The sequence below is a fragment of the Longimicrobium sp. genome, assembly GCA_036389795.1.
In the GTDB taxonomy this organism is placed as follows: domain Bacteria; phylum Gemmatimonadota; class Gemmatimonadetes; order Longimicrobiales; family Longimicrobiaceae; genus Longimicrobium.
On the sequence record DASVWD010000225.1, the window covers coordinates 1 to 15,376 of the forward strand.

Sequence of the window (15,376 nt, forward strand, 5' to 3'; positions counted from 1 at the left end):
CCCCACCCAGGCTCAGAGGACGGGCGTGTCGCGCATCATCGCCATCGCGAACCAGAAGGGCGGCGTCGGCAAGACCACCACGGCCATCAACCTGGGGGCGTGCCTGGCCGTCGCCGAGAAGAAGACGCTCGTCGTGGACACCGACCCGCAGGGCAACGCCACCAGCGGGCTCGGGATCGACAAGGACGAGGTGGAGAGGTCGATCTACGACGTCCTCACCGACGACGCGTCGCTGGCCGACGTGATCGTCCCCGGGGTGCACTTCCCCTACCTGGACGTGGTCCCCGCCACGCGCGACCTGGTGGGCGCCGAGGTGGAGCTGGTCAGCCGCCGCAACCGCGAGACCATCCTGCGCAAGGCCATGGCGGCGGTGAAGGACCGCTACGACTACGTCCTCATCGACTGCCCGCCCTCGCTCGGCCTGCTCACGCTCAACACCCTGGCCGCCGCCGACAGCGTGCTGATCCCGATCCAGTGCGAGTTCTACGCGCTGGAAGGGCTGTCGCAGCTGCTGAACACCGTGACCGTGGTGCAGAAGAACCTGAACCCCCAGCTGCAGATCGAGGGGGTGCTGCTCACCATGTACGACGGGCGGCTGAACCTGTCGCGCCAGGTGGCCGACGAGGCGAAGGAGTACTTCGGGCCCAAGGTGTACCGCACCACCATCCCCCGCAACGTGCGCATCGCCGAGGCGCCCAGCTTCGGCAAGCCGATCGTGCTGTACGACATCCTCTCGGTGGGCGCCAAGAGCTACCTGTCGCTGGCCCGCGAGGTGATCGCCCGCGAGCGCAAGGGGAAGGCGGCGCCCCCCGAGCCCGAGCCGGCGGCCGCGGCCGGGGGAGAGTAGGGCGTGGCCTCCAAGAAGCCCCGGCTGGGGAAGGGGCTCTCCGCGCTCCTGGGCGAGTTCTCGACGGGCACCGAGGAGGCGATCGCCACCGGCGAGGGGGTGCGCGAGGTCCCCACCGCGCGCATCGCCCCCAACCCGTTCCAGCCCCGCCGCGAGTTCAGCCCCGAGCAGCTGGCGGAGCTGGAGGAGTCGATCCGCAAGAACGGGCTCCTCCAGCCGCTGGTGGTGCGCCGCGCCCGCCCGGGCGCCCCCGACGGGGCCGAGTGGGAGCTGATCGCGGGGGAGCGGCGCTGGCGGGCGGTGCGGAGGCTGGGGTGGACGCACGTGCCCGTGGTGGTGCGCGAGATCGACGACCGCGCCATGCTGGTGCTGGCCATCGTCGAGAACGTGCAGCGCGCCGAGCTCTCGCCGCTGGAGGAGGCGGCCGGCTACCGGCAGCTCATCGAGGAGTTCGGCTACACGCAGGCCGAGGTGGCCGAGAGCGTGGGCCGCGAGCGCTCCACCATCGCCAACCTGCTGCGCCTGCTGCAGCTGCCGGCCTCGGTGCAGCGGATGGTGAGCGAGGGCGACCTGTCGATGGGGCACGCCCGCGCGCTGCTGGGGCTGGAGAGCGAGCGCGAGATGGCCGACCTGGCGCGCCAGGCCGCCGAGCAGGGGATGTCGGTGCGCACGGTGGAGGAGCGGGTGCGCGGCCTGCGCGGGGGCGCCCCCGGCGAGGCCAGGGGGAGCGCGCCGCTGCGCGACCCCTCGGGCGACCCGCACGTGCGCCACCTGGAGGCCGAGCTGCAGCGCAAGCTGGGGACCCCGGCCCGCATCCGGGTGCTGGCGGGAAAGAGCGGGCGCATCGAGATCCCGTTCTACAACGCCGACGACTTCGACCGGGTGCTGGAGCTGATCCTGGGGTTGGAAGAGGAACGGTAGGGAGTACGTGAGTACGAGAGTACGAGAGTACGTAAGTACGTCTGCGGATCCGCGGGGCGAGCCGTGTTCGCGCCGCCACGCTTCTCCGTTCTCTCGTACTTCCGTACTTTCGTACTTTCGTACCATGTAGTCATGGCCAAGGACGACCGCCGGATGACGTTCATCGTCATCCCGCACGGCGGGTTCGCCGACATGAGCACGCGCTCGTGGGAGGTCAGCTACCGCAAGCTGCGCCTGGCCGTCTTCGGGGCGGCGGCGCTGCTGGCGGTGCTCTTCCTGATGGCCGCCTCGTGGGTGTGGGTGGCGGCGCAGGCGGGGCGGGTGCCGGGGCTCAAGCACGAGATCGCGGTGCTGCAGCGCGAGCGGCAGGAGCGCGAGCAGCTCGCCCGCACCCTGGCCCGCATGCAGGTGCAGTACGAGCAGATCCGCACCATGCTCCGCGGCGAGCTCCCCCCGCTCGACACCGCCCGCGCCGACTCGGCCGCGGCGGTCGCGGGGGACAGCGCCAGGGAGGCCGACCCGCGGTAGCCGCGGGGCCGGCGGAAACCTCAGGGTCCGATCAGCGGCCGGGGCGAGGCGCCGCCCGGGCCGGGAGTGGGAGACGGATGGCGATCTTCAGCGGCGGGAAGAAGAACGGCGGTGGAGCGGCGGCGCGAGAGAAGGCGCCCCCCGCGCCCCGCGGCGGCAACCCGGACTCGATGTCGATCATCGGCCCCGGGATGCACATCGTGGGCGACCTGGTGACCGACGGCACGGTGCGCGTCGAGGGGCGCGTCGACGGGACGCTGCGCGCGGGGAAGGCGGTGGTCGTGGGCAAGGAGGGCGAGGTCCGCGGCGACATCATCACCCAGGACGCGGTGATCGGCGGCCGGGTGCGCGGCACGGTGACGGCGGAGAGCCGGCTGGAGCTGCAGGCCACCTGCGACATCGAGGGGCAGGTCTCGGCGCGCGCGTCGCACCTGCACCTGGAGGAGGGCGCCCGCTTCACCGGGCAGGTGCAGATGCTGGGCGAGGATGCCCCGCGCGCCCTTCCTGCGCCTGCACCGAGTGGGGAAAACTCGCCCGAATACGTGTAGTTTTCCACAGCCCGTCCACTTTAGCCCAACCCGTTGTCGTGTCGCGGGTTGGGCGTTTTCCACACGTCGAACGCCGGCTTTTCCACCCGAGTTTTCCACGTTTTGTGGGGAAGCCGCCCAACCCGGTGATCCGTGCGGCTCGACGAGCTTCGGGAGTACCTGGACGACTACCTGCGCCTGGCCGAGGTGCCGGACTTCTCCGGCGCGCTGAACGGCCTGCAGGTGGACAGCCCGCGCGAGGTGCGGTTCCTGGCGGCCGCCGTGGACGCTTCGCAGGCCTCCGTGGACCGTGCGGTCGCGTCGGACGCCGACCTGCTGCTGGTGCACCACGGCCTCTTCTGGGACGGCAACCAGCCGCTCACCGGCCGCCGCTACCGACGCCTGAAGGCGATCCTCGACGCCGACCTGGCGGTCTACTCGGCGCACCTGCCGCTGGACGTGCACCCCGAGGTAGGGAACAACGCGGTGCTGGCGCGCGAGCTGGGGATCGAGCCGCGGGGCCGCTTCGGCGAGTACAAGGGGATGCCGCTGGGGGTGTGGGGCGAGCTAGACGCCTCGCGCGAGGAGCTGGCGGAGCGCGCGTCGCGGGTCCTCGGCGCGCCGGTGAAGCTGGTGCCCGGCGGGCCCGGGCGGGTGCGGCGGGTGGGCGTGATCACCGGCGGGGCGGGCGACGAGATCGGCGCGGCGATCGGCGCGGGGCTCGACGCGTTCCTCACCGGCGAGGCCCGGCACCACAACTTCTTCGACGCGGAGGAAGGCGGCCTCAACCTGCTGCTGGGCGGACACTACGCCACCGAGGTCTGGGGCGTGCGCGCGCTGGCCGCGCACCTGGCGGAGCGCTTCGGGCTCGAGTGGATGTTCATCGACCACCCGACGGGGCTTTGAACAAAGTGCGTGAGTGCGGAAGTGCGTGAGTGCGTTCGGCCTCCGCGCGCCTTCTCGCCTTCCCTTCTCCTTCTCGATTCCTCCCGATGTCTTCGCGCGTCGACCGGCTGCTGCGCTGGGTGTGGCTGATCAACGGAATCCTGCTGCTGGCGCTGCTGGCGATCGGCACGCTGTTCGTGCTCGGGGCGTGGATCACCGACCTGGCGGCGGGTGACCCGGCGGTGCCCGCCGCGCCGAAGGGCGGAGCGTCCGGGCCAGAGCGGCCGCGCGCGGTGCGCTACGACGCGCCGGCGCCGATCCGCGGGTCGGATGCGCGCATCGTGCTCGTCGGACATGGACAGGGGTACCGCCCTGCCGCGGGGGAGCGCGGCATGGATTCCGGGGACGGCACTTCCGAGGGGCCGATCGTCAACGTGGCGTTCCTGGACGGCCGGGGCGGACGGCTGCTGCTGGACCGGCCGGCGTACGTCGCCGAGGTCCGCTGGCCGGGAGACGAGAGGGCCGGGCCGGACTCGACGCTGCGGTGGATCGTCTACGAGATGGCGCTGGAGGACGGCAACGGCGACGGCAGGCTGGACCACCGCGATCCGCTCGGGCTGTACGTCTCCGACCTCGCCGGCGGCGGCCTGCGGCCGGTGCTGCCGCGCGGCTTCCGTCTGCGCGGGTGGGAGCCGCGCGCGGACGGCACGCTCTTCATCACCGCGCTCCCGCAGCCCGCGCGCGGCGCCGACCCCGACCAGCTCCCGCAACGCTCCTTCCTCGTCGGCCCCGACGGCCAGGCGCGTCCCTACGCCGCGCTCGACTCGCTGGCCGAGGCGGCGGGGCGCATCCTGCGGAAGTAGCTCCTCCGGCGAGCTCTCTCGAAATTCCGGCTCTCCAATGTTTCTCACAGAGGACACGGAGGACACGGAGAACTTCGATTCGCTGTTCCTCTGAGTCCTCTGAGTCCTCTGTGCTCTCTGTGAGAGTCAAGCAGTTCTTTTCTGGAGACGGCGATGAAGGTGATGGTGCTGGGCGGGAACGGGTTCATCGGGCGGGCGGTGTGCCGCGCGGCGGTCGAGCGGGGGCACGAGGTGGCCGCCCTGGCCCGGAGCGGGGCGCCGCGGGGGGAGGCGGCGTGGATCGGCGCGGTGGAGTGGGTGGTGGCCGACGCGCTGGACCCGGGCGCCTGGAGCCGCCACCTGGCCGGGTGCGATGCCGTGGTCCACTGCGTGGGGATCATCGCCGAGAACCGCGAGCACGACCTCACCTTCGAGCGCGTCAACGGCGACTCCGCCGTGGTGGCGGTGCGCGAGGCGGAGCGCGCCGGCGTGGGCGCGTTCGTCTTCTTCTCGGCCGCCGCGAAGCCGCCGCTGGTGCCGGCGGCGTACCTCGCCGCGAAGCGCCGGGCGGAAGCCGCGATCCTCGCCGCCCGCCCGCGGCCGGTGGTCTTCCGCCCGGGGTTCGTCTACGGCCCCGGGCGCCCGATCACCTACCCCGCCGCGGCGCTGGTGCGGCTGGGGATGCTGCTCCCCGGCCTGGGCCGCCTCGCCCGGCGCGCGCGGCCGATCCACGTGGCCGCCGCGGCGCGGGCGGCGCTCCGGGCGGCGGCGGACCCGGCCGTGCGCGGGGTGCAGGACGCGGACGCCGTCGTGCGGCTCGGAAGCTGAACGCCCGCCCCCGCCGGATCAGGGTGCCGGCGCGGGGGCCGCGACGGAGGCGGGCAGGGTCGCGAGGTAGTCGAGCCCCGTGATGCTGGGCAGGAACACGTAGGCGCCGCCGCGGGTGTTGATCATCCGCGAAAAGCCGGTGACCATCAGGTTTTGCGGCTCGGCGGGCAGCGTGAACGAGCTGCTGCTGGGCGGGTCGTTCACCCCCAGGAAAACGTCCTCGCCGCTGATGTTGTTCACCGCGTTCCCCGGGGGCTGCCCGCCCGGCGCCTTGGCCGACTTCACGAAGGTGGAGGTGAGCGCCCACTGGCCCTGGATGAACTGGAACTGGTTGAACACGCTGGCGTTGATGAAGTAGCCGATGAGCCCGCGCGGCGCGTCCACGGGATTCGCCGGATCGTACGCGGGGCCGTACGGCATGGCGCGGCGCGTGATGCGGTGGTGGGTGGAGTCGGTGCCGACCACCGCCTCGTCGCGCGGGTTGGTGCGCCGGATGTGCGAGCCGATCGGGCAGCGCAGCCCCAGCGTGTCGTCCTGGGCGGGGTCCGTCGTGTTCACGTAGGTGAAGGCGTTCAGCTGGTCGGTGGGCAGCACCTCGCCCGGCGCATCGGGCTCGAGCACCAGGGGGTTCCCGTTGCGCCACCGGCCGCACACCTTGGCGGCCAGCATCTCCGGGTCCACGCCCGCCGGAGCGAAGTCCCGCAGAAACCGCTCGAACCCCACCACGTCCTGCTCCAGGATGCGGAACGCCGCGTAGCTGCTGTTGGTGGAGAGCTGCGCGGGCTGCACGCTGTACGTGCCCCCGGACGCGTTGGCGTAGCCCAGCAGGAACTCGCCCGTGGGCACCGGCGGCTGGTCGTCGGGGATGTCGTGCTTGCGCGGCGGCGCGCCGATCACCGTGGGCTGCGCGATGTTGTCGCGGTAGTCGAAGTGCACGCGGTTGTCGGGGAGCGCCGTGGCGTCGTGGAAGAGCAGCTCCTTCATCCCCGCCGCGAACGCCGCCCGCAGCCGGGCGGTGACCTTCTCGAGCACCGCCGGGTCCTTGTGCACCCACAGGCTGAGCACCACGTGCGCGTTCCGCCACGTCTCGATGCCGCCCAGCCAGTTGGCCGGGTCGCTGGTGCCCGTGTCGCCCACCACGCCGGCCACCGCGCTGCTGGTGGCGCCGGCCTGGAAGGCGGGGTCGAAGCTCTGGAGCTGGGTGGGCGAGACGCCCAGCGCCGCCAGCCCCGGCGCGGTGAAGCCGATGTTGACGAAGCACTCCGGCTTGCTGGTCCAGCGCGCCGCCGTGGTGATGCGGGGAACGCCGCCGGTGCCGTTCACCAGGTTGCCGACGAAGGCGCCCGCGGCCACGGCGTCGGTGATCTGCAGGATGAAGTGCCGGGCCAGGTCCACTCGGTAGCCGCGCAGGATGGTGCCCTGCACGTCGGCGTAGTCGATCTCGGGTGTCGCCATGGAGGGAGGGGGGCGGTGGAGAGGAGGGGAGCGCGCGCCGGGTGCGCGCGCTCCCGTTCGCCGGCTCAGCCGACGGCGGCCAGGATCTGCTGCACCGTCTGCGTGTAGGCCTGGAACATCCCCTCGTTGGGCTGGTGCTGCGAGGCGTCGTTCTGGGCGATGAAGGCCGTGAACGCGGCCACGTTGTTGGCCACGGGGATCAGCGCCGGGCCGCCCACCACGTACTGCAGCAGCGCGTCGAACACGGTGCCCACCTGCGCCACGAAGTCGCCGATGTAGGCGTCGAAGCTGCCGTCGTACTCCGTGATCACGCAGATCACGAACGGCCCCGTGGACTGCGCGTTGGGCTGCAGGTTGGCCACCGAGGTGTCCAGGTACAGCGTGCGGGCGTAGTGCACCGTGCCGATGGACTGCAGTGCCGCGTCCAGCTGCGGCTGGTACTGCGCCAGCGTCTGGGCGACGGTGACCGGGCTGGTGCCCGGGATCACGGGCATGACGAGGGTGAGCGGACTGGCCATGGAAGGGATCTCCGGAACTGGAGGGATGAAGGGACCGCGGGAAAGACCGGGAACGTGCCCATGCAGCGGAATCTGCTACCGGACCGGGTGACAGAATACCGCACGGGGTGCACGGGGTCAACCTTTTCAGGACACAACCTTGCCGAGCGATTCTCGCCCGCCTCCACGTACCCCCCTCGCCCCTCTCCCAGGGGCCCTCAGCGCCGCGTCGATCCGCCCGGCCTGCGCGCGGAAGGAGCGCAGGGCCGACGGAGGCGGGCGCGGCGACGGGTGTCGCCAGCTCCTCCGCACGATGCTCGGCCGTAGGCTCGACCGGGACGTACTGCGCGCGCGGTGAGGACATCATGCGCCGATTGCAGGCGTGCGTGGTGCCGAGGGTGTCGTCGACGGGCCCGGGCGGCTGGCACCTGCCCGGCGGCGGCGGGGTGCAGGACGCGGACGCCGTCGAGCTCCCCGGGGCCGAAAACAGATAGATTCACGCAGAGCAGCAGAGTAAGCAGAGACGAGCGAAGTTTCTGCCGATTCCGCTGCTCTGCGTGAGACCAAAGATCCTGCGACTCGCCCCGCGACGCGCGCACCCCGCCCCGCGTCCACGCCGCCCGGCACCCGGACGTTTCCGGGTCATGCGTCCGCTCACTATCTTCCTCCCGTAGAAGCGGATCGGCCATTCCTTTTGCGTCCTCCGTGCACGTCCGCCGGGGGCGCGGCGGGAGCACTTGCGGCGCGGGGCGGGAGCCGGTTATCATCGCTCTTCGCCGTGCATTTTCGGTCAAGCCGACGACAGCGGACGAAAGCCGGCCCCGGGCCAGCGGCAGCGGCGCGCGGGGACGGGATTTCGTCGCCTCTTCCGCTTCGGCCGGAGCCGCGCCGCCCCGGCCCGCTGTCCCTTTCCGCCGCTTTCGACCCCGTTCTCCCCGAGAGCCGCAGTCCCATGAGCGAACCCTGGCAGGACGACTCCCCCGAGCCCGGCGCCGGGCAGGCCGGCGCGCGCTTCGTCTGCCGCGTCTCCGGCGCGCCCGCCGACCCGGTCGACGAGCTGCGCGCCGCGCGGACGCTGGAGCTGCTGGCGCGCCTGGCCGAGGTGGAGGACCGGCTGCACGAGCGGCGCGAGACCGTCTCGCAGCTCCTCTTCGAGGCCATCGGCGCGGCCACGGAGAAGCCGCTGCGCAACAGGCTCATCACGCTCAAGCGCGAGCTGTACAACCTGCGCCCCCTCTCGCGCGAGAAGACCGACGAGGCGCTCGCGCTCCTCCCCGCCGACGCGTCGTCCGAGGTGGGCGCGTTCGCGGCGGACCTGGCCGAGCGCGGGCGGATCGACGCGGAGCTGCGCGAGACGTACGCCCGCGAGGCGGCGGAGCTGCGCGGGCGCTTCCGCTCGCTCCTGGACGACGCCGACTTCCGCAAGGGGCTGATGATCTCCAGCCGCTCGCTCTACGCCTCGCTCCCGCGCTACCGGGAGGCGAAGGGCGAGCTCTCGGGGAAGGACGAGAAGACGGAGCGGGGGCTGCTGCGCTACTACACGCGCATGGCGATGAAGGCCACGCCCTTCTCCACCTTCTGCGCCATCATCTCCGGCACCTTCACCGAGCCCGACGGCGGCGGCGCGCTGCTGCGCTTCGAGGGCGACCCGCGCGAGAAGACGAGCTACGTCCGCATCAACAAGCTCCTCTACGGGATCCTGCTGGACCACCTGAAGGAGCGCCAGGCGGTGCGCCACGCGCTGCAGGTGGAGCTGAACCCCACGCTGCGCGAGGAGAAGGGGCGGCTGGTGTACCTCACCGCCATCCAGAGCCGCGAGGTGTTCCAGCGGATGGCCAACAACGAGGTGCTGGAGCTGATCATCAACTCGTTCCGCGGGCTGGGCAAGCCCACCCTGGGCGAGCTGATCGGCGCGCTCGCTTCCGACCCGCAGATCGAGGCGAGCCCCGAGGAGGCGGAAGCGTACCTGGACAAGCTGATCGAGATCGGCTTCCTGCGCTTCCACACCGGGATCCGCGAGCAGGACGCCGACTGGGACCACCCCTTCCGCGCGCTGCTGGGGCGGATCGACGACGACCACGCCCGCCAGTCGGCCGAGCTGCTGGTGAAGGTGCGCGAGGCCACCGAGGCGTACGCCACGGCGGGGGTGGAGGAGCGCGCGCGGCTGATCGAGGAGATGCACGCGCTGATCAACGCCGCCATCGAGGCGATGGAGATCAAGGGGCGGCTCAGGCGCGACATGCCGTTCTACGAGGACGCCACCTCGCCGGCGCGCGCGGCGGTGCCGCTCACCGAGGGCGTCCGCCGCACGCTGGGGCTCTTCCAGGAGTGGGCGCGGCTCACCTCGCGCGTGGCGTGGCCGCGCGGCGAGCAGGCCACCATGCGGCACTTCTTCGACACCTACTACGGCGAGGCGAAGTCCGTCCCCCTGCTGGTGTTCTACGAGGACTTCTACCGCGAGCACTTCAAGGCGCACGTGGAGAAGGAGGCCAAGCTGCGCGCGGGGGTCGACCGCGAGCAGCTGCAGGGCTACAACGTGGGCAACCCCTTCGAGCTGGACTTCATCAAGCGCCTGGGCGAGGCGCGCGACCGGCTGGGGGAGACGATCCGCGAGCGCTGGAAGGCCGACCCCGGGGCCGAGGAGATCACGATCGCCGCGGCCGACGTGGAGCGCGCGCTGGAGGGGGTGGAGACCACCTCGGGCGTGGTGCGGTCGATGGGCTCCTTCGTCACCCTCTCGCCCGGCGCCGACGGGGGCGATCCCGTGATGGTGCTGCAGGGGGGGAGCTACACGGCGGGGTACGGGAAGTACTTCTCGCGCTTCCTGTACATGCTCCCCGACGAGATGCAGGAGCAGGTGCGGCGCGAGAACGCGGCGCTGACGGGCGAGTACCTGGCCGAGATCTGCGGCGACGCGCAGTTCAACGCCAACCTGCACCCGCCGCTGCTGCGCTGGGAGATCAGCTACCCCACCGGCGAGAGCGGCGCGGCCGAGGAGCAGCTCCGCAGCAGCGACATCTTCGTGGAGCCCGACCCCGAGGACCAGAGCACGCTGCGGCTGCGCCACGGCCCCAGCGGGCGCCGGGTGGTCCCCGTGGACCTGGGCTTCCTGAACCCGCGCATGCGGCCGCCGCTCTACCAGCTCCTCTCGCGCTTCACCCCGCCGGTGACCTTCGGGCCGAACATCCCCGAGTCGCCCGAGCCGCCGCGCCGCGCGGAGCCGAAGCCCGACGTCGGCGCCCAGGCCGAGGCCGACGTGCAGGCGGAGGTCGAGGCGAAGGTGGAGGCCGCTCCCCGGGTCGGCCCGCCCGACGCGGAGGGCCCCGCCCCGGACGTCGCCGCCGCGCCCGTCGCCGTGGAGCCCGCTCCCGCCGAGGCCGGGGCGGACGCGGCGCCGGCCGCCGCCGGGGCGCCTGCAGAGGGCGCCTCCGCCGGGCCGCCGCCGCCCGCGCCGCCGCCTCCCACGGTGCAGGTGCGCCCGCGGGTGACCTACGGCGGGAGCCTGGTGCTGTCGCGGCGCCGCTGGCTGGTGCCGAAGCCGCTCTTTCCGCAGCGCGAGGCGCACGAGAGCGCGGCCGACTTCTTCGTGCGCGCCAACCGCTGGCGGCTGGAGCACGGCATCCCCGAGACCTGCTACGTGCGCATCATGCCGCTCCCCGACCCGCCGCAGCCGAAGCCCGGCCAGCCGGCGCAGGCGGCCGCGGAGGAGCAGCCTCAGCCGGCGATGGAGGCGGAGCTGCCGGGCTACGACGCCCCCGTGGCCGAGGGGGCCGACGAGCACGAGGAGCACGACGAGCACGAGGAGGAGCAGGCGCCCGCCGCGGTCGCCGAAGGCGAGGGCGGCGAGGCGCAGGCGGAGGGCGAGGCGAAAGCGGAGGGCGAAGCCGGGGGCGAGGCGAAGCAGCCGCCGAAGCCGCGCACGCAGGGGTCGCGCGACCTGCACAAGCCGCAGTTCATGGACTTCGGCAACCCGCTGCTGGTGGGGTTGCTGGGGAAGATGGCGGCCAACCTGAAGAACTACAGCGTGAACTTCGAGGAGCGGCTCCCCGGCCGCGAGGCGCTGGCCCGCGACGGCTCGGGCGCGTCGTTCGCCACCGAGCTGGTGGTGCAAGTGCACTTCCCGGCGGGGACCGCCTCGCCCGCGGGGGCGCTCTCGGGGGAGGGGGACCATGCAGGCGTGGCCTGAGGGCACCCGCTGGCTGGCGGCGCACATCTTCTTCAACGCGGGGATCTACACCCCGGAGTGCGACCGCGTGGCGCTGGAGGTGGCCGAGCCGTTCGTGCGCCGCTGCCAGGCCGAGGGGTGGATCGACGGGCACTTCTTCATCCGCTACAGCGAGTACGGGCCGCACGTGCGCCTGCGCCTGCACGGGGAAAAGGAGGTGCTGGAGGGCACCGTGTGGCCGGCGCTGGTGGAGCACGTGCGCGCGCTCTACCCCGACGTGGCCCTCGAGCGGCCCGAGGGGCAGCAGTGGCGCTGGGACCCTCGGCCCGAGCTGGAGGGGGCCGAGGCGCTCCAGGTGACGCACCTGGCCGAGATCGAGTACGAGCCCGAGACCGACCGCTACGGCGGCCCCGAGGGGGTGCGCATGGCGGAGCGCTTCTTCGAGCACTCCAGCGAGGCGGCGTACGCGCTGCTGCACAAGACCAGCCCCAAAGACCGCTCGTCGCGCCTGGGGAAGGGGCTGCTCACCATGGTGGTGCTGATGCACGTGTTCTGCCGCGACCGCGGCCACGCGGTGCGGCTGGGGCGCAGCTACGGCGAGGGGTACCTGCGCAGCGTGGCGCGCGAGGAGCAGGGGAGGAGCGCCTGGCTCTCGGCGTTCGGCAGCGGCTACGACCAGCAGGCCGAGAACCTGGGCGCGTACGTGGAGGAGGTCTGGGCGCGCATGGACGAGGGCGAGGAGCTCTCCGAGGCGCTGGACCGCTACCGCGACGGGCTGATCGAGGTGCGCGGCCGCTTCGCCGAGCTGGTCGAGGCGGGGCGGCTGGGGCGCGAGGGCGAGGTGTTCGCCACCTGGGAGCACGCGGTGGGGGCGATCGTCTCCAGCTACATGCACATGATGAACAACCGCCTGGGGATCACCATCCAGGAGGAGAGCTACCTGGCCTACCTCTCCATGCGCGCCCTGGAGCGCTCGCTGGAAGGGGAGGGCGGCGCGGAAGGCGGGGCCCCGGAAGGCGCTGCGGCGTCGGGGGCGCCGGCGGGAGAGGCGTCGTAGGGCACGGTCCGGCGCGGCCGCGGGAGCCCCCTCTCCCCCGGCCCCTCTCCCACGAGGGGAGAGGGGAGCACCGCAACACCTCGGCGCTTCGCGCGACGGAAAACCGTAGGGGCGAGGCATGCCTCGACCGGCGGATGCCGACTCGGGCGCGGCAGGCTGCCTCCGGCGGCGGATGCCGGCTGTGCCCGGACTCGCAGGCTCGCCCCTGCGGAACTTCGTCCCGCGACGAGGACCCGCGTGAGGGATGCGCGCCCGGAGGGCCGGGACGGCGCCGCCACGGGGGGTATCGTGGCGGCGGTGGCCCGGCGCCGTTGGGCACAGCGGTATCGTGCCCTACGGCGCGCGCAGCCCGGCCCCCCTTCAGGGGGACACGCCCGAACCGGCAGTTCAGCGGCTTTCGACCACCAGCGGATCGACAAACTCGAGGAACCGGAAAGCGGAACATGGAACGCTCGCCCCACATCCCCGTCGCCGAGCCCGGCACCCCGGACTTCTTCCTGGAAGTGGCCGCCCGCCTGGGTGAGCGGGTGGCGCGCACCGCCGAGTGGCAGGGCGAGGCGTGCACCTGGACCATCATGTCGCCCGACCGCGACAACCCCGCGCTGCGCGTGGCCAAGCCGGCCCAGGCGTCGGGGACCTTCTACGAGGGCACCTCGGGGATCGCCGTGTTCCTGGCGGAGCTGCACGCGGCCGCCGGGGGCGAGGAGCTGGCCCGCGCGGCGCTGGGGGGCACCCGCTTCGCGCTCGCCGAGGGGGCCGGCCTGCCGGGGGCCTCGTTCGGGCTGCACGGGGGGCGGGTGGGGATCGCCTACGGGGCGGCCGTGGTGGGGCGCATCCTGGGGCGCCCCGAGCTGCTGGACGAGGCCGGGGCGCTGCTCGCTCCGCTGGAGGGGCTCGAGCGGCAGGACCGGGGGATGGACGTGATCGCGGGGGGCGGCGGCGCCATCCCGCCGCTGCTCCGGCTGGCCGCGTGGCTTCCCGACGGCGAGGTGGCGGAGCGGATCGCCCGGCGGCTGGGCGACACGCTGATGGCGTCGGCCGACCACGAGACGCACGGCTGGGGGTGGGGCACCATGCGCGGTTCGGCGGTGCGCCACCTGTGCGGCTACGCGCACGGCTCGGCGGGGATCGGGCACGGGCTGCTGGAGCTGTGGCACGCCACCGGGGACGGCAGGTACCTGTACGGCGCCGAGCAGGCGTTCCTCTACGAGCGGCAGTTCTTCAACCCCGAGACCAGCAACTGGCCCGACCTGCGCCACAACGAGCTGGGCGAGTTCCTGTACCAGAACCGCCAGCAGGAGCTGAAGGACCGCATCCTGGCCGGCGACCCGCTGGAGCCGCAGGGGATGCGCTACATGAGCGCCTGGTGCCACGGGGCGCCGGGGATCGGGCTCACCCGCCTGCGCGCCTGGGAGCTGCTGGGCGACCCGCTGTACCTGGACGAGGCGAAGGCGGCGGTCAGCGCCACGCTGGACTCGCTGCGCGACCCGCGCATGAACTACTCGCTCTGCCACGGCCGCGGCGGCAACGCCGAGACGCTGATCGAGGGCGCGCGCGTGCTGGACGACCCGGCGCTGATGGAGCGCTCGCGCGAGGTGGCGATGGAGGGGTGGGAGGAGTGGGAGAAGGAGGGGCGCCCCTGGCCGTGCGGCACCATGGGCTCGGTGGCCGACCCCGGGCTGCTCCTGGGCGAGGCGGGGATCGGCTACTTCCTGCTGCGGCTGGCCCGCCCCGAGACGCCGTCGGTGCTCTTCGTCACCGCGCCGGGGAAGGCGGCGGAGGACGACGGCGGCGCCGGCTACCGCGAGGCGCGCCGGCAGGCGGTGGACGAGCACTTCGGGCGCTCCCTGCGCGTGTTCGCGGCGCTGGGCGCCGACCCCGGCTTCGCGGAGCGCGGGCCGGGCGCGGCGCCGGTGCGCTCGGACGTGGAGGAGGCGCACGACGCGCTCTCCGCGCGGGTGGCGGCGGAGACCGACGCGGCGCGGCGCGAGCTGCTGGAGGACGCCTTCCGCCTGGAGCGCGAGCGCTACGAGCTCTCCCGCTCGCAGACGGACTTCACCGAGGAGTTCCTGGACTCCCTGGTGCGCGCCCCCGAGGGCGAGGTGCGCTGGCCGGAGGCCCGCATCGGGCTCTCGCCGCGCGCGCGGGTGGTGCACGCGCTGCACGACTGGGACGCCTGGCTGGAGCGGGAGGACCACGAGGAGGGCGCGGCGCCCGACCCCGAGGACACCTTCCACCTGCTGCAGGCCGCGGGCGCGAAGGTGTCCGCGCGGCGGCTGAGCCCCTTCGCCGCGCTGGTGCTGCAGAGCGTGACCACTCCCGCCACGGTGGACGAGGTGGTGGGCCAGGTGGAGGAGGCGGTCTCCTCGCCCGAGGGCGCGCCGGCGCGCGACTGGCTGGAGGACCGCGTGGTGGAGCAGCTGCGGCAGGCGTACCGCGCGGGCTTCGTGAGCGCCGAGAGCGGGGTGGCGAGCGCGGCGAGCGCCTGAACGGGAGTACGGGAGTACGGGAGTACGGAAGGAAGCTCAGGCTCCGCACACCCTCGCGAGGAGCGTTCGGGCTCGCGCTTCTCGTACGGAGGGAGTTGCGCGGAGCGGCAGAGTCGGCAGAGGCATCGCGTCCTCTGCCGACTCTGCCGTTCTGCCGGGTTCCGATCCGTTCGGGTGCCGGTTCGGAACCACCCCTGATACCACTTTGCAGAGCATCGTTCGGGTACAGCTTTCTGATAGAGCATCACACAGAGGACACAGAGGACACAGAGAAACTTCAATCGCGTCTTCAGTTCCTCCGTGTTCTCTGTGTCCTCTGTGTGATTCCAATCTGT

13 protein-coding genes are annotated in these 15,376 nt (G+C 72.8%); 11 read left to right on the plus strand and 2 right to left on the minus strand.

Annotated features, from left to right (window positions below; genetic code table 11):
• The 7 genes from VF746_26560 to VF746_26590 all read left to right on the plus strand — a co-directional run.
• The coding region (locus tag VF746_26560; GenBank protein HEX8696006.1) for an AAA family ATPase at nucleotides 1-847 on the plus strand (847 nt) is incomplete at its 5' end.
• A 3-nt stretch (nucleotides 848-850) separates the two neighbouring features.
• Entirely contained in the window at nucleotides 851-1,768 is a 918-nt protein-coding gene (locus VF746_26565) for a ParB/RepB/Spo0J family partition protein (GenBank protein ID HEX8696007.1), read from the plus strand.
• Between the two features lie 132 nt (nucleotides 1,769-1,900).
• On the plus strand, nucleotides 1,901-2,296 hold the full coding sequence (locus VF746_26570; protein ID HEX8696008.1) for a hypothetical protein: 396 nt from the start codon (nucleotides 1,901-1,903) through the stop codon (nucleotides 2,294-2,296).
• A 77-nt stretch (nucleotides 2,297-2,373) separates the two neighbouring features.
• A complete protein-coding gene (locus tag VF746_26575) occupies nucleotides 2,374-2,844 on the plus strand; it encodes a polymer-forming cytoskeletal protein (GenBank protein HEX8696009.1) in 471 nt (156 codons plus the stop codon).
• A gap of 132 nt (nucleotides 2,845-2,976) precedes the next feature.
• The gene (locus VF746_26580; protein HEX8696010.1) at nucleotides 2,977-3,729 is read left to right on the plus strand and encodes a Nif3-like dinuclear metal center hexameric protein; all 753 of its coding nucleotides are present in this window, start codon (nucleotides 2,977-2,979) and stop codon (nucleotides 3,727-3,729) included.
• Between the two features lie 86 nt (nucleotides 3,730-3,815).
• Entirely contained in the window at nucleotides 3,816-4,571 is a 756-nt protein-coding gene (locus tag VF746_26585; GenBank protein ID HEX8696011.1) for a hypothetical protein, read from the plus strand.
• A gap of 153 nt (nucleotides 4,572-4,724) precedes the next feature.
• Nucleotides 4,725-5,378: an NAD-dependent epimerase/dehydratase family protein gene (locus tag VF746_26590; protein ID HEX8696012.1), complete on the plus strand. Its 654-nt coding sequence runs from the start codon at nucleotides 4,725-4,727 to the stop codon at nucleotides 5,376-5,378.
• 18 nt (nucleotides 5,379-5,396) lie between these two features.
• Here VF746_26590 and VF746_26595 read toward each other — a convergent pair whose 3' ends face one another.
• Nucleotides 5,397-6,833, minus strand: coding sequence for a hypothetical protein (locus tag VF746_26595; protein ID HEX8696013.1), 1,437 nt, complete (start codon nucleotides 6,831-6,833; stop codon nucleotides 5,397-5,399).
• A gap of 65 nt (nucleotides 6,834-6,898) precedes the next feature.
• Entirely contained in the window at nucleotides 6,899-7,351 is a 453-nt protein-coding gene (locus VF746_26600) for a hypothetical protein (GenBank protein ID HEX8696014.1), read from the minus strand.
• Nucleotides 7,352-7,695: 344 nt separating this feature from the next.
• Between VF746_26600 and VF746_26605 the strand changes: the two genes are divergently transcribed.
• The 4 genes from VF746_26605 (at nucleotide 7,696) to VF746_26620 (ending at nucleotide 15,041) form a co-directional block, all read left to right on the plus strand.
• A complete protein-coding gene (locus VF746_26605) occupies nucleotides 7,696-7,824 on the plus strand; it encodes a hypothetical protein (protein ID HEX8696015.1) in 129 nt (42 codons plus the stop codon).
• 458 nt (nucleotides 7,825-8,282) lie between these two features.
• Nucleotides 8,283-11,516: a lantibiotic dehydratase gene (locus VF746_26610; protein HEX8696016.1), complete on the plus strand. Its 3,234-nt coding sequence runs from the start codon at nucleotides 8,283-8,285 to the stop codon at nucleotides 11,514-11,516.
• On the plus strand, nucleotides 11,500-12,552 hold the full coding sequence (locus tag VF746_26615; GenBank protein HEX8696017.1) for a thiopeptide-type bacteriocin biosynthesis protein: 1,053 nt from the start codon (nucleotides 11,500-11,502) through the stop codon (nucleotides 12,550-12,552). The genes VF746_26610 and VF746_26615 overlap by 17 nt, the downstream gene beginning before the upstream one ends.
• A 443-nt stretch (nucleotides 12,553-12,995) precedes the next feature.
• Nucleotides 12,996-15,041 carry a lanthionine synthetase LanC family protein gene (locus VF746_26620; GenBank protein ID HEX8696018.1) on the plus strand — a complete coding sequence of 682 codons (2,046 nt, stop codon included), beginning with the start codon at nucleotides 12,996-12,998 and terminating at the stop codon, nucleotides 15,039-15,041.
• The last annotated feature ends 335 nt before the right edge of the window (nucleotides 15,042-15,376 follow it).